Raw genomic sequence first — 18561 nt, forward strand, 5'->3', positions numbered from 1 at the left:
CTCAGCCGATCATCGCGCCGGCCATCCCGGTGAAGTAGGGGACGAGCCAGATCGCCCACACGATGAGCGAGAACCGATGGAAGGTCGCCCGGGCCTGCTCGGTGCCGCGGACCATGACGACGATCGCCCAGATGAGGTGGACCGCCATGAGGACGAGCGCGAGGGCCCCGGTGATCGCCATGACCGAGGTGAGGATGCCTGCGGTCGAGCCGGAGAAGTCGGCGCCGCCGGAGGCCGCGATGCGCCGCATGAGCTCGGTGCCGGTGACGTCGCAGACGAGGCCGAGGCCGAACAGGACGACGTGGGACCAGCGGAGCTCCTTCTTGAGGTGCTCGGCCCAGACGCCGGCGGTGTAGAAGAGGAGGGCTGCGGTGATGAAGACGATGGCGGGTGTGAGCATGCCTCCATGCTCGTCCGCAGGCGGGGTCCGGCACATCAACCGGAAGGTTGATTCCCGGACGCTGCGACGGCGCGAAGAGGGCTGCCGCTGGGTCCCGGCGTGCGCCTCGGGAGCGGTCCGCGCGGCCGGGGCGCGTTCCCGCCGTGACGCGTGCGGGTGCCCAGCATCACAGCGGGCGGGCACTGCGCGCGGTTCCCGGAAACCCGGGGACGGCATAGGATGAGCGATACCGAAGTCGAGCGCGTGGAAGAGGTCATTCATGGGTGATGTGGAAGAGCACTTCAAGGCGGTCGGAGACCCGTTCTCTCTGACCGGACTCACCTACGACGACGTCCTGCTGCTGCCCGGAGACACCGACGTCATCCCCTCCGAGGCCTCGACCCGCACCCGTCTCACCCGCGAGATCGACATCAACATCCCGCTCGTGTCCGCGGCGATGGACACCGTGACCGAATCCCGCATGGCGATCGCGATGGCGCGCATCGGCGGCATCGGCATCATCCACCGCAACCTCAGCAAAGAGGACCAGGCGGACCAGGTCGACTACGTCAAGCGCAGCGAGTCGGGGATGATCACCGACCCGCTCACCATCACCGCCGACCGCACGCTCGCCGAGCTCGACGAGATCTGCGGCCAGTACCGGATCTCCGGCCTGCCCGTCGTCGACGAGAACGACGTGCTCCTCGGCATCGTCACCAACCGCGACCTCCGGTTCGTGCCCCGCCGCGACTACGCCACGACGACCGTCGGCGAGACCATGACGAAGATGCCGCTCATCACCGCACCCGTGGGCGTGCAGCCCGAGCGCGCGCTCGAGATCCTCGCCGAGCACAAGGTCGAGAAGCTCCCGCTCGTCGACGAGGACAACGTCATCCGCGGCCTCATCACCGTCAAGGACTTCGTCAAGAGCGAGGAGTACCCGCTCGCGACGAAGGACGACGAGGGTCGCCTGCGCGTGGGCGCGGCCGTCGGCTTCTACGGCGACGCCTACGACCGGGCGGGCCTGCTCGCCGAGGCCGGCGTCGACGTGCTCGTCGTCGACACCGCGAACGGCCACGCCCGCGGTGTCACCGACATGATCTCCCGCCTCAAGAAGGACCCGGCCTTCGCCGCCGTCCAGGTCATCGGCGGCAACGTCGCCACCCGCGAGGGCGCCCAGGCGCTCATCGACGCCGGTGCGGACGCGATCAAGGTCGGGGTGGGCCCCGGCTCGATCTGCACCACCCGGGTGGTCGCGGGAGTGGGCGTGCCGCAGGTCACGGCGATCCACCTCGCCTATCAGGCCGCCGCCGAGGCGAACGTCCCGGTGATAGGCGACGGCGGGCTCCAGTACTCCGGCGACATCGGCAAGGCGCTCGTCGCCGGCGCCGAGTCCGTCATGCTCGGCTCCCTGCTCGCCGGCTGCAACGAGAGCCCCGGCGACCTCGTCCTCGTCAACGGCAAGCAGTACAAGACCTACCGCGGCATGGGATCGCTCGGAGCGATGGCGCCGCGCAAGGGCCGCTCGTACTCGAAGGACCGGTACTTCCAGGCCGACGTCGCCACCGACACCGACCTCATCCCCGAGGGCGTCGAGGGCCGGGTGGCCTACCGCGGCGAACTCAAGAACGTCGCCTACCAGCTCACCGGCGGCCTGCGGCAGACGATGTTCTACGTCGGCGCCCGGACGATCAACGAGCTGCGCGCCAACGGGCGGTTCGTCCGCCTGACGTCCGCGGGGCTCAAGGAGAGCCACCCGCACGACATCCAGATGACGGTCGAAGCGCCGAACTACACCGTGCGCTGACCGCTCCGCCGACGACGCGGCCCCTGCACCGTTCCGGTGCAGGGGCCGCAGTCATCCGGCGGGGCCGCGCGGCTCAGCGGGTCGCGCGGCTGGGCGGGCCGTGCTGCTCAGGGGCCGTGCTACTCAGCGCACCTTCCGGAACAGGGCCTCCTGCGCGACCGACGCGACGAGGGTGCCGTCGGCGGTCGTCATGTCGCCGGTGTAGAGGCCGCGGCCGCGGGCCACCGAGCGCGGGGCGAAGTCGCTGAGGACCCAGTCGTTCATGTTCACCGGCCGGTGGAACCACAGGGCGTGGTCGAGGCTGGAGCCCGACTTGTACTCGTCGGTGTTGAAGGCGCCCAGACCGCTCCCGATGTCGGAGAGGTAGGTCAGCGCGCAGTAGTGCATGAGCAGGGAGTCGCCGAGGTCCTCGGTGCAGCGACCCCAGAATCGCAGCGGATAGTCGGTGGCATCGAACACCTGGTCGGTGCTGCGCCCCTCGAAGGAGAACATCCGGGGGATCGGGGTGGGATCTCCCATCCGGACCTCGCCGTCCCGGGCGGCCGTCGCACCCTGGTGGTCCGGGCTGTCGTTGCCGCTCGTGAACGAGGCCGACATGTTGAAGATCACCTTGCCGCCCTGGAGCGCGACGACGCGGCGGGCGGAGTACGAGCGGCCGTCGCGGTCGCGGAACACCTGGAGCACCGTGGGCCGGGCGGCATTGCCCGGGCGGAGGAAGTAGCCGTGGAGCGAGTGCGGCGGACGGCCGTCCTCGACGGTGAGGGCGGCGGCGAGCAGGGACTGCGCGGCGACCTGGCCGCCGTAGAGCGCGAAGGGTTCCTCGAACACGTACCCGGCACGGTAGATGTTCGTGTCGATCTCCTCGAGCTCCATCATCTCGGTGAAGGAGCCCTCGAGTGGCTCGGCATTGCTGAACAGAACGTCGCTCATCGGGGTCCTCACTCTCTCCGCACGCGGGCATGTGCCATGCCTGGATGCGATCCTATCCTTTCCGCGATGCGGACAGGAGGCGGAGTGGTCCCCTCCGTCGCAGCGACCCGGTGGGCGAACGGGGCCGCACCCGGTCCTCGGCATTCCGGGCGGGAAGTTGCTAGGGTGAACGCCAGTGACATGGGGTGCTGAGCACCTGCGGGCCGGCCCGACCGGACCGCGGATGCGCGGCTGAGATCACACCCATCGAACCTGATCTGGATAACTCTAGCGAAGGGACCGTCATGCAGACGCCTCATTCGGATGCCCTCGACATCGTCGCCGCGCGGGCCCGGGTCCGCACCGCCGCGCCGCTCGTCCAATGCATCACCAACACCGTCGTGCAGCAGTTCACCGCCAACGTCCTGCTGGCGATCGGTGCCTCGCCCGCGATGCTCGACCACGAGGCCGACGCCGGGCAGTTCGCGTCGATCGCCTCGGGCGTGAACATCAACTTCGGCACCGCCTCGTCCCACCAGTTCCTCGCCGCGGACGCCGCGATCGAGGTCGCGCGCGCCGCCGGCACCCCCTGGGTGCTCGATCCCGTGAGCGTGGGAGCCGTCGAGTACCGCACGAGCCGCATCCGCGCCGGCGCCGCCCAGCACCCCACCGCAGTGCGCGGCAACGCCTCGGAGATCGCCGCCCTCGCCGGGATGGGCCTCGGCGGACGAGGGGTCGACTCGACGGACTCCGTCGACGACGTCCTCACCGCCGCCGCCGCGCTCTCGGCCACCACCGCAGGCGTCGTCGCGGTCTCCGGCGAGGTCGACGCGATCGTGCTCGCCGACCCCGCGGACGACCACCGCGACCCGGTGGCCGCCGCAGGCGATCGGGGTCCGTCGGGCACCTCGGCCGCCGTCGTCCGCGTCCACGGCGGGCACGCGCTCATGCCGCTCGTCATCGGCACCGGATGCTCGCTCGGCGCCGTCACCACCGCCTACCTCGCCGCGGCCCGTTCCGCGGGTCTGCCGATCACCGGGGCCGCCGGTCTCGAGGCGGTCGTCGCCGCCCACGCCCACTTCGCCGCCGCCGGGATCGCCGCGGGCCGGGTCTCGAGCGGTCCCGGGAGCTTCGCCGTCGCCTTCCTCGACGCGCTCCACGCCGTCACCGACGAGGAGCTCGCGGCGGTGCGGATCACCACCGATTCCGTGAGCGTGCCGGCATGAGCGCGCCCGCCCTCCGGCTGCCCGCCGGCACCGACGCCGCCCTCTATCTCGTCACCGACACCGCCCAGTGCGCAGCGGCCGGCCGCACGGTCGCGCACACCGCGGCCGAGGCGGTCGCCGGGGGCGTCGGCATCGTCCAGGTGCGGGACAAGCACGCGAGCGACGAGGAGTTCCACGAGCTCACCCTCGAAGTCATCGACGCGATCGACGCGGTGCGCCGGGACGAGGGCATCGACCGTCCGGTCCCGCTCTTCGTCAACGACCGGGTGGCGGTGGCCGGCATCCTCCGCTCCGCCGGCCACGACGTCCACGTCCATGTGGGCCAGAGCGACGAGTCGCCGGAGGCCGTCCGGGAGCGGCTCGGAGCGGATGCGCTCATCGGGCTGTCGGCGTCGACACCGGCGGAGTTCGCCGCCGCCCGCAGCGGCGGAGCGGTCGATCTGCTCGGCGTGGGACCGGCCTACGACACGAGCACGAAGGCCGATGCCCCGTCCGGACTCGGACCCGACCGGGTGCGCGCGCTCGTCGCCGAGGCCGGCCTGCCCTGCGTGGCGATCGGCGGCATCACCGCCGAGCGCGCCCCCGAGCTCGCGGACACCGGGGTCATCGGGATCTGCGTGGTGTCCGCGATCTGCGCGGCGGAGGATCCGCGCACCGCGGCGCGGAGGATCCGCGCCGCGTTCCGGCCCGCACCCGAGGAGCAGGAGTCCTGATGCGCCCACCCGTCGCCCTGTCCATCGCCGGCACCGACCCGTCCGGCGGCGCCGGCATCCACGCCGACCTCAAGACCTTCACCGCGCTCGGCGTCTACGGCACCACGGTGATCACCGCGCTCGTCGCGCAGAACACCCACGGGGTGAGCCGCGTGTACGGGATCGACGAGGACTTCGTCGCGGACCAGCTCGCCGCGGTGTTCGACGACCTGCCGGTCGACGCCGCGAAGACCGGCATGCTCGGCACCCGCGGCCTCGTCGAGCTCATCTCCGCCGAGCTCCGCACTCGCCGCCCCGGACGACTCGTCGTCGATCCGGTCATGGTCGCGGCCTCCGGCCACCGGCTCCTCGACGCCGACGCCGTCGATGCGGTGCGCACCGAGCTCATGCCGCTCGCCGACGTCATCACCCCCAACTTGCCCGAGGCCGCGCTGCTGCTCGGCGACGACGTGCCCGCCGCCCGGACGCCGGAGCAGATGCGCGCCCAGGCGCGCGAGCTCCTCGCCCGGGGCGCACGTGCGGTGCTGCTCAAGGGCGGTCATCTGGACTCCGGGGAGCTCGTCGACATCCTCGCCCAGGGCACGGACTCCGGCCCGGAGTTCCTCGAGTTCACCCATCCCCGGAAGGACACCCCGCACACCCACGGCACGGGCTGCACGCTCGCCGCCGCGGTCACCGCCGGCCTGGCCGCAGCCCGTCGTGCGGACCCCGCCGAGCCCCTCGGTGAGCATCTGCCCGGCGTGGTCGAGACCGCTCTCGACTACCTCGGCCGGGCGATCGCCTCGGGGGCGGACTGGGAGCTCGCCCTCGACCCCGAGGGCTCGCACGGTCCTGTCGACCACCTCGTCGACATCGGGATCGCCGGCGGCCGCGGGACCGCGAGCACAGGCACCGGCAATCGCCCGCCGGAAGGCGCCGCATCCACTCCATCGACAGCAGCACCGCGCGCCGCGGAACCGGCCGCGGACCAGGAGGCATCCGCATGACGCACACGTACCACTCCGGCCCGCATTCCCGTGAGGTGTGGAGCGCGGTCGCAGACACCCTGCGCGCGATCGAGGAGCTGCCGTTCCTCGCCGAGCTCGCCGCCGGCACGCTCGATGCCCGCGTCTTCACCAACTACATCCTCCAGGACGAGATCTACCTCGTCGGCTACGCGAAGGCGATGACGATCCTCGCCTCGCGGGCCCCCGCGACGGAGCAGACCCGGTTCTGGGCCGAGGCCGCAGGGCTCGCGGTGTACGAGGAGCAGCAGATGCACGCACAGCTCCTCGGCGCCGACCGCCTGGGACCCCACGTCGACGACCTCACCGGAGGCACGGGGGTGCCCACCGCCTCGCCGACCACGCTGGGCTACACCTCCTACCTCGTCGCACAGGCCGCCACCGCGCCCTACGAGGTCGGGGTCGCCGCCGTGCTCCCGTGCTTCTGGGTCTACGCCCACATGGGCAAGGTGCTCACCGCGGCGGTGGGCGACCGCATGGCGGACCACCCGTACAGGGAGTGGATCGAGACCTACGACTCCCCGGAGTTCGACGCCGCCGTCGACGGCGCGGTGGCGATCTACGAGGGTCTCGCCGAGGAGGCGGGCCCCGCGGTGCGGTCGGCGATGGTCGAGGCGTTCCGGCAGGCCACCGTGTACGAGTGCCGCTTCTGGGACTCCGCCCACGTCATCGAGGGCTGGGACGCGTCACAGACCTGATTCGGCGGTGCGGTGCGGGGCGCGCTGCGAGGACGGGGCCGTGCCGGGAGGCGCGGCCGGCCGGTTCCGCGGTGCGCCGCGGGGTTCGTGTTCCCGGACGGTGACATCGCCGTGACGACTGGAACCGTGAGGACGGCGAGGCTGGAGCCATGATCCTCACCGCCCGCCTCACCGCGACAGCCGCCCTGCTCCTCCTCATCGCGGCCGTGCCCGTGCCCGTGCTCCGCTACCGGAACCGGGACTTCGCCGCCGAGGACATCGGTCTCGCCGAGGCGGCCGTCGCCTCACCGGGCGGGCTGCTGCTCATCCCCGGGTTCCTCCTCACCGTCGCCTGCGCCGTCCTCGCGTGGTTCGCCTGGCGCTCGCGGGTCTGGGGGTGGCTGGCCGGCACCGCGAGCCTCCTGCTCCTCGGCGGGGCGATCTCGACGGTGTGGGCGGCCGGTTCGATGGTGATCATGTGGGACGGCTTCGACGAGGAGCGCGGGCTGCCGATCGGCGGCATGGAGGTCCCCGAGCCGAGCTGGGGGCTGGGGATCGTCGGACTCGCCGCGATCGTGCTCGCGATCGGGGCGATCACCTGGCTCTTCCGCCATCCCGGGTCCCGGTCCCGGCGGTAGGGTGGCCGCATGAACGCACCCACCCCCGACATCCCCGCCCACGCCCCCCGTCACCGAGGTCCACGATCCGCCGAACACCGGCACCGAGCGCGAGGTGCTCCTCGGCTTCCTCGAACACGCGCGCAGCGTGCTGCTCCGCAAGACGGAGGGGATCCCCGCCGAGGACCCGCCGGCCCCGTGGGACACCGCGCCGTGGGACGACGACCCGGACTGGGACTGGGCGCTCGCCGCCTCGATCGGCCCGGACGAGGCTCGGTCGCTGTTCATCCGGGCGACGGAGCGCTCGCGGATGATCGTCGAGTCGATCGGGGACCTGTCGACGACCGCCGCGCGGCCCGCATCCGACGGCACCACCTGGGACCTCCGCTGGGTCCTCGTCCACATGGTCGAGGAGTACAACCGGCACCTCGGGCACGCCGATCTCCTGCGGGAGAGCATCGACGGCGCGACCGGGGACTGAACCGGCCCGGCGCGCGACGGGGGGGATAGCGCCGCGGACCGCGCACTGCGGAGCTCGGACTGCGGGCCGGCCCCGCGACCTGAGCGGGCGCTGGAAGTCGTGTCCGAGCCCTGGGATACCCTGGAAGGGTGAGCAGCGAAATCGAGATCGGCAGAGGCAAACGAGGCCGCAGGGCCTTCTCACTCGACGACATCGCGATCGTCCCGGACCGGCGTACGCGCGATCCGCAGGACGTCTCCCTCGAGTGGCAGATCGACGCCTACCGATTCGACCTCCCCTTCATCAGCGCCCCCATGGACTCCGTCGTCTCGCCCGCCACCGCGATCGCGCTCGGGCGGCTCGGCGGCCTCGGCGTCCTCGACCTCGAGGGCCTGTGGACGCGGTACGAGGATCCGCAGCCGCTCCTCGACGAGATCGCCGCGCTCCCGGCCGAACGGGCCACCGCGCGCATGCAGGAGATCTACGCCGAACCCATCAAGGCCGAGCTCATCACGGCGCGCGTGGGGGAGATCCGCGAATCCGGCGTCACCGTCGCCGGCGCGCTCACCCCGCAGCGCACCCAGGAGTTCTGGCGCACCGTGGTCGACGCCGGTGTCGACCTCTTCGTCATCCGCGGCACTACCGTGTCCGCCGAGCACGTGTCGAGCAGCACCGAGCCGCTCAACCTCAAGCAGTTCATCTACGAGCTCGACGTGCCCGTCATCGTCGGCGGCGCGGCGACCTACACCGCCTCCCTCCACCTCATGCGCACCGGTGCGGCCGGTGTGCTCGTGGGCTTCGGCGGGGGAGCGGCGGCCACCACCCGGCGCACCCTGGGCATCCACGCACCCATGGCCTCGGCGATCGCGGACATCCACTCCGCCCGCCGGGACTACATGGACGAATCCGGGGGCCGCTACGTCCACGTCATCGCCGACGGCGGCCTCGGCACCTCCGGGGACATCGTCAAGGCCTTCGCGATGGGTGCCGACGCCGTCATGCTCGGCACCGCGCTCGCCCGGGCCGCGGAGGCCCCCGGCGGCGGGTTCCACTGGGGACCGGAATCGCACCATTCCCAGCTGCCGCGCGGACACCGGGTGGAGATCGGCACCGCGGCGCCGCTCGAGGAGCTCCTGTTCGGTCCGAGCCGGTCCGCCGACGGCACCGTCAACCTCGCCGGCGCGCTGCGCCGGGCGATGGCGACCACCGGTTACCTCGATCTCAAGGAGTTCCAGCGGGTCGACGTCGTCGTCTCCCCGTACCAGTCACAGACGGAGATGTGACCGGTGCTGCGCCTCGCCCTGACCCCGCGCTGGCTGGGGTTCCTCGCCCTCGTGCTCGTGCTCGTCACGGCGTTCGTCGGGCTCTCGGCCTGGCAGGTCAACCGGGCGCAGCACAAGAACGACGTCATCGCCGCGCAGGACGTCGACGAGGTCCAGGACTTCAACGCGGTCATGCAGGCCCAGGTGCCGCTGCCGTCCTACCGGCTCGATCAGCGCGTCGAGCTCACCGGCAGCTACCTGCCGGATGCCCAGGTCGTCGTCCCCGGGCGGTACCAGGACGGCGCGGAGGGCTTCTGGGTCGTGACGATGTTCGCACCCGACGGCGCGCAGCTCGGGGAGGACGCGGTGCTCGAGGGCGAGCCGAGCAAGCCCATCGCCGTCCCGGTGGTCCGCGGCTGGACCGCCGACGAGGACCTCGCGATGCACTCCCGGGCGAACGACGGCGAGGCCTCGATCGTCGGCCGGATCGGTCCGGTCGACGCCCCGGAGAACACCCGTGACCTGCCGGACGGGCAGACCCGCACGATCTCGACCTCGCAGCTCGTCAACGACTTCGGGGTGTACTCGTACTCCGGCATCGTGTTCCCCGAACAGGACACCGGCCCCGGCGCCTCGGAGGCGACCGGCGGTCTCGAGCACGTCGCGCTCGAGAAGCAGGAGGACGGCGGTCTCGACCTCCAGTCCGCGGCCTATGCGATCGAATGGCTGATCTTCGCCGCCTTCGCCCTCTACATCTGGTGGCGCCTGCTCCGCGATGCGCACATCGCGCAGCGGGCGGCCGCCGAGCACGCCGGGCCGGTGGAGTACGTCGTCGTCAAGGGCGCTGAGCGAATCCCGGCTCCGCGGCCCCGCCGACCCCGTCCCCGCCCGGACCGCCGACCGACCGCACGACCCGACCGCACCGCCCCCGACGCACGAGGACCCGCACCGTGGTGAATGACCCGCAAGACGCCCGCCCCGACTTCGACGAGGACGCCGTGTGGACCGTCAGACGGTACACCTCGGCCCGCAACGCCCTGCGGTTCTACCGCGTGATGGCCTTCATCACCGGCGCGCTGCTCCTCGTCCTCACCGTCGAGATGATCTACAAGTACCTCATCGCCGCTGACCCGGAGACCGCGCTGATGTTCGGCGGGTTCAACCTCGCGGCGGCGATCGCGATCAGCCACGGCTGGTGCTACGTCGTCTACCTCATCTCGTGCTTCTGGCTCAACCAGCAGATGCGGTGGGGGCTGGGCCGCCTGCTCGTGCTCGCCCTCGCCGGCGTCGTGCCGGTGATGTCCTTCATCGTCGAGCGCCGCGTCCACCGGCAGGCCGAGCAGGAGCTCGAGGATGCCGTGGTCGTCGCCCCGCGCGGCGAGTTCTGAACCCCGGATAGGATGGATCCCATGAATCCCACCCCCGTGAGCACCGCGGTGCCCCCTGTCCTCGTCGTGGACTTCGGCGCCCAGTACGCCCAGCTCATCGCCCGCCGCGTCCGTGAGGCCGGCCTGTACTCCGAGATCATCCCGCACAGCGCGAGCGCCGCCGAGTTCGCCGAGCGCTCGCCGCTCGCGATCGTCCTCTCCGGCGGGCCGTCCTCGGTCAACGAGCCCGGCGCTCCCGCCCTCGACCTCGGGGTGTTCGACCTCGGGGTGCCGATCTTCGGGATCTGCTACGGGTTCCAGATCATGGCGACCTCGCTCGGCGGCGCGGTGGCGCGCACCGATCGCCGCGAGTACGGTTCGACCCCGCTCACCGTCGTCGAGCCCGGCGCGCTGCTCGCCGGCCAGCCCGAGCAGCAGACCGTGTGGATGTCGCACGGCGATTCGGTGTCGCGCGCGCCCGAAGGCTTCACCGTGCTCGCCACCACCCCCGGCACCGAGGTCGCCGCCTTCGAGGACCGCGCCCGGCGCTGCGCCGGGGTGCAGTGGCATCCCGAGGTCCTCCACAGCGAGCACGGCCAGCGGGTCCTCGAGACCTTCCTCCACGACATCGCCGGGCTCAGTCCCGATTGGAGCTCGGAGAGCGTCATCGCCGAACAGGTCGCCCGCATCCGCGAGCAGGTCGGGGACAAGCAGGTCATCTGCGGACTCTCCGGCGGTGTCGACTCCGCGGTCGCCGCGGCCCTCGTCCACGAAGCCGTGGGCGACCAGCTCACCTGCGTGTTCGTCGATCATGGGCTCCTCCGCCAGGACGAGCGCAAGCAGGTCGAGCAGGATTACGTGCAGTCCACCGGAGTGCGGCTCGTCACTGTCGACGCCGTGGACACCTTCCTCGGCGCGCTCGCCGGGGTGCGCGATCCGGAGGAGAAGCGCAAGATCATCGGCCGGGAGTTCATCCGGTCGTTCGAGGGTGCGGCCGCGGACCTCGTCGCGGAGGCCGCCGAAGGCTCCGGCGAGCCGATCGAGTTCCTCGTCCAGGGCACCCTGTACCCCGATGTCGTCGAATCCGGCGGGGGCTCGGGCACGGCGAACATCAAGAGCCACCACAACGTCGGCGGCCTGCCCGAGGACCTGACCTTCGCCCTCGTCGAACCGCTCCGCGCCCTGTTCAAGGACGAGGTGCGCGCGATCGGCCGCGAGCTCGGCCTGCCCGAGGTCATCGTCGGCCGCCAGCCGTTCCCCGGCCCCGGCCTGGCGATCCGGATCATCGGCGCGGTCACCGAGGAGCGCCTCGACATCCTCCGTCGGGCCGACGCGATCGCCCGCGAGGAGCTCACCGCGGCGGGCCTCGACGACGAGATCTGGCAGTGCCCGGTCGTGCTGCTGGCGGACGTCCGCTCCGTCGGGGTCCAGGGCGACGGCCGCACCTACGGCCATCCCGTGGTGCTCCGCCCGGTGTCGAGCGAGGACGCGATGACCGCCGACTGGACTCGGGTGCCCTACGAGACCCTCGCCCGGATCTCGAACCGGATCACCAACGAGGTCGACGAGATCAACCGCGTCGTCCTCGACGTCACCTCGAAGCCCCCGGGAACCATCGAGTGGGAGTGATCGGGGCCCGGTGACCCGGCCGGCATTCTGCCGGGCCAGCGGCGTCGGATGCGGGGCGTCCCCGTGATCGCGGGGACACCCGGAGTACTCTCCTGAACACTGTTCAGGTACGCTGATCCGAGACCAGCGTCCGAACAGGAGATCCCGCATGCCCGACACCGTCACCACCCCCGACCCGGCCGCCACCCGCGGCACCGCCCGCCGCGGCTGGCGCGCGGTCGACCTCGCCCTCGTCGCGGTGTTCGCCGCCCTCGTCGCGGTGTTCGCCGCGCTGCCCCCGATCCCGGTCGGCGGCGCGGGCGTGCCGATCACCCTGCAGACCCTCGCGCTCGCCCTGTGCGGGCTGTGCCTCGGCCCGCTGCGCGGCTTCGCGGCGGCCGCGCTCTACGTCGTCCTCGGCCTCGTCGGCCTGCCGATCTTCTCCGGCTTCTCCGGCGGCCTCGGCGTGCTCGCAGGCCCGTCGGCCGGCTACATCATCGCTTTCCCGTTCTTCGCCCTCGGCTGCGGCCTCGTGGCGCGGTTCGCGCTCGCCCGCCTCCGCGGTCCCAAGCTGTGGCTCGTGCTCAGCCTCGGGGCTCTCGTCGTGAGCTTCCTCGTCGTCCATCCCCTCGGGATCCTCGGGATGGCCGTCAACCTCGAGGTGGGGCTCGCCGAGGCGGTCGTCTTCGACATGCCGTTCTGGCCCGGGGACGTGGTGAAGAACCTCGTCGCGGGTGCGCTCGCGGCCACCGTGCACCGCGCCTTCCCGCAGCTCCTCGAGACCGGGCGCCGTGCGCCGCGGAGCTCCGGACAGCGGTGATCGCACTCGAGGCGGTGGGGGTCGGCGTCCGCGACACGGGCGCCGACTCCCGCACGCCGGTGCACCGGCAGATCCTCCACGACGTCACACTGCGCCTCGCGGAGCCGGTGGTGAGCATCATCGGCGCGAACGGCTCCGGCAAGTCGACCCTGCTCCAGCTCCTCAACGGACTCGTCCTGCCGGATTCCGGGCAGGTGCGGGTCGACGGTCTCGACCCGGTCACCCACGGGGGCGAGGTGCGGCGCCGAGTGGGATTCGTGTTCACCGATCCCGCCGCGCAGCTCGTCATGCCCACGGTCATCGAGGACGTCGAGCTCTCCCTGCGCCGCTCTGTGCGCCGGCCGGGTCCGCGGCGGGAGCGGGCGCTGTCCGTGCTCGACGAGCTCGGGGTCGCCGACCTCGCGGACCGCAGCGTCTATGAGCTCTCCGGCGGTCAGCGCCAGCTCGTCGCGCTCGCCTCCGTGCTCGCGGTCGACCCGCAGATCCTCGTGCTCGACGAGCCGACCACCCTCCTCGACCTGCGCAACCGCGAGCTCCTCCGCGGCACCCTGCGCGGACTCGTCGCCCGGCGCGGCATGCGGCTCGTCGTGTCCACGCACGACCTCGAGGTCGCCGCCGACGCCGCGCGCACCGTGCTCATCGCCGACGGCCGGATCGCCGCCGACGGTCCGCCGGCCGAGGTCATCGCCGAGTACCGCCGGCGGGCCGCCGACGACCGCGAGGTGCGGCCGTGAGGCGCCGGCAGCAGTTCCTCGGCCGCTATCTGCCCGGTGACGGGTGGCTGCACCGCACCCCGGCCGGAGCGAAGTTCGCCGGTCTCGCCGTGCTCAGCCTCGTCGTGCTCCTCGTGCGCAGCCCGGGGGTGAGCCTCACCGCGCTCGGCCTCGTGCTGCTGCTCGGGGCGAGCGCGCGGATCCCGCTGCGCGCACTCGTGTCGCCGGTGCGGCGGGTGTGGCTCATCATCGCGTTCATCGTCGTGTTCCACCTCGTGTTCTCCGACCCCGTCACGGCGCTGCGGGTGGTGTCGACGATCCTCGCCTGCGTCCTCGCCGCGGGCCTCCTCATGCTCACCACCCCGGTGACCGGGCTGCTCGCGGTGTTCGCCGCGCTCGCCCGGCCGCTCCGGGCGTTCGGCGTCGACCCCGACCGGGTCGCGCTCACCGCCGCGCTCATGGTCCGCAGCCTGGCCTACCTCGCCGACCTCACCGCGGTGACCGGGGACTCCGCGCGCGCCCGCGGGCTCGAGCGGAACCTCCGCGCCCGGACGGTGCCGGTCATCCTCGGCGCGGTGAAGTACGCCACCGACACCGGCCGCGCCCTCGACGCCCGCGGCCTCGGCGACCCCGACCACGGCCCCGAACGCCCCTGACCCACCAGACGCCCCTGACGCAGCCGTAGCCCATTCATCCGCAGCAGCCTCGTCCGCAGCAGACTCATCGACCTGCCGTTTCTGCTCGAGATTCGGGCCGCAGATCGAGCACGAGTGACAGCTCGATGGATGGGCCGAGCACACGTGACAGCTCGATGGGTCCGGTCGGTGCGGCGCTCAGTCGATGTGGCGGAGGAAGCGCTCGGGGCCGTCGAGGAACAGCCGCCAGTCCTGCACGAGCCGCAGGTCGTCGTAGCTGCTCGCGTGCAGCCCCCACTCGCCGACCTCGTAGAGCCGTGCCCCGGGGAGCGCGGCGAGGATCGGCGAGTGCGTCGACAGGATCACCTGGGAGCCCGCGGCGACCGCTTCGCGCAGCACGCCGATGAGGGCGAGGCAGCCGGGCAGCGACAGCGCCGACTCCGGCTCGTCGAGGAGCCACAGCCCGGCGATCGACGCACGGCTGGTGATGTAGTCGAGGAACGACTCGCCGTGGCTCTGCTCGTGGAGTCCCGCGTCCCCGCCGCCGAGCGACTCGAGGTACGTGAAGTGGCTGTGCATGGTCTCCGCGCGGAGGAACACTCCGCGCTTCGAGGCGCCGGCGCCGCGCACGAGCTGGAGGTGCTCGGCCAGGGGCGACTCCGTGGGGCGGCTGGCGTGGCGGGCGGAGTGCGTGCCGCCCTCGGGGTTGAGCCCGAAGGCGCCGGCGATCGCCTCGACGAGCGTCGACTTGCCGGCCCCGTTGTCGCCGACGAGCACGGTCACGGGCCCGAGGTCGAGGCCCTCGTCGAGGAGATATCGCACCGGGGCGAGGGTCGCCGGCCACACCGTGCGCGCGAGCGGGGCGCGGCGGTGCTCCTCGATGCGGCGGACCGGCAGCCGGCTGAACTCCTCCATGCCCCCACTGTCGCACGCCGCACGGACGCACGCTGCACGAACGTGCACCGGAGGCGCCGGCCGCCGTGCAGACCCGGCGTACGGCCGTCGACCTGTCACTGCTGCTCGAGAACACCTCGAGGAATCGAGCGCGCGTGACAGCTCGACGGGGAGATCGAGCAGAAGCGACAGCTCGGTGCGGCTCCGGCTCGGCGGCCCGAGCCGGCTCGAGCTCAACCCACGCGCCTGCTCAACCCACGCGCCTGCTCAACCAACGCGCCTGCTCAGTCCATGCTCCGGCTCAGCCCATGCTCCGGCTCAGCCCACGCGCTCCTGGGCCCAGCGGGGCGCACCGGAGTACGAGCGGCCGATCACCTGCGGCGCCGGGTTCTCGATCGCATGCGCGTAGTGGCCCACGAGTTGGGAGCACACGCTCTTCCACGTCCGGCCGAGCACCGTCGCCCGCGCGGTGGCCCCGAACGCCAGCCGCTTCGACTCGTCGCCGGTGAGGTCGCGCACGTGATCGCGCATCGCGGCGAGGTCGCCGGGCTCGTACAGCCAGCCGGTGCGCGAGGAGTCGACGAGGTCGAGCGGGCCGCCGCGGGCCGGCGCGACGACCGGCACGGCCGAGGCCATCGCCTCCTGGATCGTCTGGCAGAAGGTCTCGAGCTCGCCGGGGGACACCATGACGTCGAAGCCGGCGACGGCCTGGGCGAGTGCGTCCCCGCCGAGGAACCCGGTGAAGTGTGCCGCGGGCAGGAGCTGTTCGAGGCGGCGGCGCTGCGGTCCCTCGCCGACGACGACGAGCCGGATCCCGGGCAGGTCGGCGAGCGCGCGGAGGTCCTCCACCTGCTTCTCCGCGGCGAGCCGGCCGACGAACCCGACGATCTTCTCCCCATCCGGCGCCATGCGGGCGCGCCACTGCGCGCACCGGTGCGTGGGGTCGAACCGGGTGGAGTCCACCCCGCGCGCCCACAGGCGGATGTTGTCGACGCCGTGGTCCTCGAGCTGGGCGACGGTGTAGGTCGACGGGGCGAGGGTGAGCGAGGAGTGCTGGTGGATGTTGCGCACGTGGTTCCACAGCATCGCCTCGATCCCGCGCATGCCGTAGCGCGCGGCGTAGGCGGGCACCTCGGTCTGGTAGACCGCGACGGAGGGCAGCCCGAGGTCCTGGCAGGCGAGCGCGGCCCGCCAACCGAGGACGAACGGCGAGGCGAGGTGCACGACATCGGGCTCGAAGTCCTCGAGCAGGCGGCGGATCCGGGGCACTCCGCCCGGCGCCACCCGGACCTTGCGGTACTTCGGCATCGCGAAGGACGGCACCCGCACCACACGGGCCCCGGCGACGGAGCGGGGGCGGTCATGGCGGGACCCGGGGGAGATGACGAGCACCTCGTCCCCGCGCTCGGCGAGGTGGTCGAGGACGCGCAGCAGGCTGTGCGTGACCCCGTTCATCTGGGGCAGGAACGATTCAGCGGCGATAGCGACTCTCACGCTCCCCGACTCTCGCAGGCGTCGGTGACCGGCAGCGCCCCCGCGGGTGACGCGTCGACCAATCCGAGACGACATCCTGGAGCCGAACCGACCTCCAGGTGGCCGGCGCATGCTGCGCAGATGGCCGGATGTCCTCCCCGTGCTGCCCGAACGACGTCCGGGAGGACGGGGAGTGAACCGGGGGTAAACTGGCGCTCGGCGGAGCAGAACGACCGGTCCGCCCGGGTCCGCAGGGTGAGAACCGTGCGGCACCCGTCGAGCACGACCATGAGGAAGCACTGCAGTGGATTGGGTGATGATCACGGTCGCCGTCGCGGGTCTCGCGGCGGCGGGCTCGGTGCTGGTGCGGCTGCTGCTGCGGTACAACCAGCTCAGCCTCGCGGCCGACCTGTGCGCCGAGGGGCGCCGTCAGCTCACCGCCGACATCGCCGACCGGCACATCCTCATCCCGCCCTTCGTCGAGGCGACCCGCTCGCGCCTCGGGGACGTTTCCGCACTCGACGAGCTCACCACCGCGTTCGCGACCGCCCGCCGCAGCCTCGACGCCGGCGAGTGCGACCGGATCGGTGCCGCCGAGGAGGCCCTCACCGAGGCCACCGCCGGGCTGGCCGCAGCCGTGCACGGCGAGCTCCGCGGCGCCGCGGTCCCGCCCCCGGGTTCGCAGGAGGAGTCCGTGACGGAGACCCTGCGCTACCTCTACAGCCAGATCATCGCGATCGAGGGCAGGATCGCCGCCGCCGCCCGCTACTACAATCGCAACGTGGACCGCTTTCACGAACGCCGCGCCCTCCCGCTGTCCGCCCCGCTCCGCGGCTTCTTCCGCCCCTGCGAGCCCATCCGCTACTCCGACCTCACCCTCGACCCGCTCGACTCCTCCGAGGACGCGCTGCGGGTGATCGACGGGGACTACCGGCCCGGCCGGCTCAGCGAGGAGCTGTGACCCGGTTCCGGGTCGAGCTCGGGTACCGCGGCACCGGATTCCACGGCTGGGCGACCCAGCCGGGCCTGCGCACGGTGCAGGGCAGCCTCGAGGCCGCGCTCGCCACCGTCTGCGGGGAGCCCGTGCGCACCGTCGTCGCCGGGCGCACCGACGCCGGGGTCCACGCCCGCCGCCAGACCGTCCACCTCGACCTCACGGACTCCGCGCTCGTGCGCCTCCGCGGCCGCTCCGACCGGCCCGCCGGGGTCGCGCTCGCCAGCCGGCTGCGCGGCGCGCTGCGGCACCTCGACTGCCCCGACATCGTCGTCCACACCGCGGCCGAGGTGCCCGCTGACTTCGATGCCCGGTTCGCCGCGACCTGGCGCGCCTACACCTACCGGCTGGCCGACGACCGCTCCTTCCACGACCCGCTCGCACTCGACACCACCGTCGCCCATCGCGGCACTCTCGACGAGGCCGCGATGGCCCGGGCGGCCGCGGAGCTGCTCGGCCTCCACGACTTCCTCCCGTTCTGCCGGCCGCGCCCGGACGCGACGACGGTGCGCACGCTCTTCGCCCTCGACCTGGCGCGCGACTCGGACGGGGTGATCGTCATCGGCCTGCGCGCCGACGCGTTCTGCCACCACATGGTGCGCGCGCTCGTCGGAGGACTCGTCAAGGTCGGCTCCGGGTCCTGGCCGGAGACCCGGCCGGCGGAGCTCCTCGCGCGAGCCGATGCCGGGCAGACCGACCTCGGCCCGATGTTCGTCATGCCCCCGCACGGCCTCGTCCTCGAGGAGGTCGGCTACCCGCCGGCCGGGGAATGGGCCGCCCGGGCCGAGCGCACCCGCGCGCGCCGCACCTGACCGCCGGTTCTGCCCGGCCCACGTCTGCCGGTCCAGCGCTATGCGTGCCGACATCCGATCCTCCGTGTTTCATGTGCAATTCATACAGTTTTTCCGATCGCCCGGCCGGATGTGGGGCAGAGTGGATGCAGACCTGACGTTCGTTCGCCCGTGTGCCACCGCGCGGGCCGGATACCGGAAGCAGACACCAC

20 protein-coding genes and 1 riboswitch are annotated in these 18561 nt (G+C 72.4%); of the genes, 16 read left to right on the plus strand and 4 right to left on the minus strand.

What is annotated here, in order from left to right:
* Position 1: 1 nt before the first annotated feature.
* Positions 2-400 carry an HsmA family protein gene (locus tag FDF13_RS06915; RefSeq protein WP_101653417.1) on the minus strand — a complete coding sequence of 133 codons (399 nt, stop codon included), beginning with the start codon at positions 398-400 and terminating at the stop codon, positions 2-4.
* Positions 401-659: 259 nt separating this feature from the next.
* Between FDF13_RS06915 and guaB the strand changes: the two genes are divergently transcribed.
* Entirely contained in the window at positions 660-2186 is a 1527-nt protein-coding gene (gene guaB, locus FDF13_RS06920; RefSeq protein ID WP_101653418.1) for an IMP dehydrogenase, read from the plus strand.
* 123 nt (positions 2187-2309) lie between these two features.
* Here guaB and FDF13_RS06925 read toward each other — a convergent pair whose 3' ends face one another.
* The gene (locus FDF13_RS06925) at positions 2310-3116 is read right to left on the minus strand and encodes an acyl-CoA thioesterase II (RefSeq protein WP_137319013.1); all 807 of its coding nucleotides are present in this window, start codon (positions 3114-3116) and stop codon (positions 2310-2312) included.
* A 171-nt stretch (positions 3117-3287) separates the two neighbouring features.
* Positions 3288-3413: riboswitch (TPP riboswitch) on the plus strand.
* On the opposite strand from FDF13_RS06925, the gene FDF13_RS06930 reads away from it, so the two are divergent.
* The 13 genes from FDF13_RS06930 (at position 3401) to FDF13_RS06990 (ending at position 14218) form a co-directional block, all read left to right on the plus strand.
* Positions 3401-4321: a hydroxyethylthiazole kinase gene (locus tag FDF13_RS06930; RefSeq protein ID WP_137319014.1), complete on the plus strand. Its 921-nt coding sequence runs from the start codon at positions 3401-3403 to the stop codon at positions 4319-4321. Its footprint overlaps the riboswitch before it by 13 nt.
* Positions 4318-5034, plus strand: a complete 717-nt coding sequence (gene thiE, locus FDF13_RS06935; protein ID WP_137319015.1) for a thiamine phosphate synthase — start codon at positions 4318-4320, stop codon at positions 5032-5034. Before FDF13_RS06930 ends, thiE begins: the two co-directional genes overlap by 4 nt.
* Positions 5034-6020 carry a bifunctional hydroxymethylpyrimidine kinase/phosphomethylpyrimidine kinase gene (gene thiD / locus FDF13_RS06940; RefSeq protein WP_137319016.1) on the plus strand — a complete coding sequence of 329 codons (987 nt, stop codon included), beginning with the start codon at positions 5034-5036 and terminating at the stop codon, positions 6018-6020. Before thiE ends, thiD begins: the two co-directional genes overlap by 1 nt.
* On the plus strand, positions 6017-6736 hold the full coding sequence (locus tag FDF13_RS06945) for a TenA family protein (protein ID WP_137319017.1): 720 nt from the start codon (positions 6017-6019) through the stop codon (positions 6734-6736). The genes thiD and FDF13_RS06945 overlap by 4 nt, the downstream gene beginning before the upstream one ends.
* Before the next feature lie 149 nt (positions 6737-6885).
* Positions 6886-7353 (plus strand): hypothetical protein, encoded by a 468-nt coding sequence (locus FDF13_RS06950; RefSeq protein WP_137319018.1) that lies wholly within the window; start codon positions 6886-6888, stop codon positions 7351-7353.
* Positions 7354-7447: 94 nt separating this feature from the next.
* Positions 7448-7813, plus strand: a complete 366-nt coding sequence (locus FDF13_RS06955; protein WP_137319019.1) for a DUF664 domain-containing protein — start codon at positions 7448-7450, stop codon at positions 7811-7813.
* A gap of 128 nt (positions 7814-7941) precedes the next feature.
* Positions 7942-9075 (plus strand): GuaB3 family IMP dehydrogenase-related protein, encoded by a 1134-nt coding sequence (locus tag FDF13_RS06960; RefSeq protein ID WP_101653426.1) that lies wholly within the window; start codon positions 7942-7944, stop codon positions 9073-9075.
* A gap of 3 nt (positions 9076-9078) precedes the next feature.
* Positions 9079-10011, plus strand: a complete 933-nt coding sequence (locus FDF13_RS06965; protein ID WP_175406893.1) for an SURF1 family protein — start codon at positions 9079-9081, stop codon at positions 10009-10011.
* A complete protein-coding gene (locus FDF13_RS06970; protein WP_101653695.1) occupies positions 10005-10442 on the plus strand; it encodes a DUF3817 domain-containing protein in 438 nt (145 codons plus the stop codon). Before FDF13_RS06965 ends, FDF13_RS06970 begins: the two co-directional genes overlap by 7 nt.
* A gap of 21 nt (positions 10443-10463) precedes the next feature.
* Positions 10464-12050, plus strand: coding sequence for a glutamine-hydrolyzing GMP synthase (guaA, locus tag FDF13_RS06975; protein WP_137319020.1), 1587 nt, complete (start codon positions 10464-10466; stop codon positions 12048-12050).
* A gap of 148 nt (positions 12051-12198) precedes the next feature.
* Complete coding sequence (locus FDF13_RS06980) at positions 12199-12849, plus strand: biotin transporter BioY (RefSeq protein ID WP_101653428.1); 651 nt, start codon at positions 12199-12201, stop codon at positions 12847-12849.
* A 59-nt stretch (positions 12850-12908) separates the two neighbouring features.
* Positions 12909-13583, plus strand: a complete 675-nt coding sequence (locus FDF13_RS06985) for an energy-coupling factor ABC transporter ATP-binding protein (RefSeq protein WP_254668963.1) — start codon at positions 12909-12911, stop codon at positions 13581-13583.
* Positions 13580-14218: an energy-coupling factor transporter transmembrane protein EcfT gene (locus FDF13_RS06990; RefSeq protein ID WP_137319021.1), complete on the plus strand. Its 639-nt coding sequence runs from the start codon at positions 13580-13582 to the stop codon at positions 14216-14218. The genes FDF13_RS06985 and FDF13_RS06990 overlap by 4 nt, the downstream gene beginning before the upstream one ends.
* A gap of 177 nt (positions 14219-14395) precedes the next feature.
* Here FDF13_RS06990 and FDF13_RS06995 read toward each other — a convergent pair whose 3' ends face one another.
* Both FDF13_RS06995 and FDF13_RS07000 read right to left on the minus strand, forming a co-directional pair.
* Positions 14396-15112, minus strand: coding sequence for an AAA family ATPase (locus FDF13_RS06995; protein WP_137319022.1), 717 nt, complete (start codon positions 15110-15112; stop codon positions 14396-14398).
* A 297-nt stretch (positions 15113-15409) separates the two neighbouring features.
* Positions 15410-16585: a glycosyltransferase family 1 protein gene (locus FDF13_RS07000; protein ID WP_175406894.1), complete on the minus strand. Its 1176-nt coding sequence runs from the start codon at positions 16583-16585 to the stop codon at positions 15410-15412.
* A 295-nt stretch (positions 16586-16880) separates the two neighbouring features.
* On the opposite strand from FDF13_RS07000, the gene FDF13_RS15240 reads away from it, so the two are divergent.
* Positions 16881-17525 (plus strand): hypothetical protein, encoded by a 645-nt coding sequence (locus FDF13_RS15240; protein WP_175406895.1) that lies wholly within the window; start codon positions 16881-16883, stop codon positions 17523-17525.
* Positions 17522-18370, plus strand: a complete 849-nt coding sequence (gene truA / locus FDF13_RS15245) for a tRNA pseudouridine(38-40) synthase TruA (protein WP_175406896.1) — start codon at positions 17522-17524, stop codon at positions 18368-18370. The genes FDF13_RS15240 and truA overlap by 4 nt, the downstream gene beginning before the upstream one ends.
* Positions 18371-18561: the final 191 nt, after the last annotated feature.

Source organism: Brevibacterium sp. CS2, from assembly GCF_005280295.1.
In the GTDB taxonomy this organism is placed as follows: domain Bacteria; phylum Actinomycetota; class Actinomycetes; order Actinomycetales; family Brevibacteriaceae; genus Brevibacterium; species Brevibacterium pityocampae.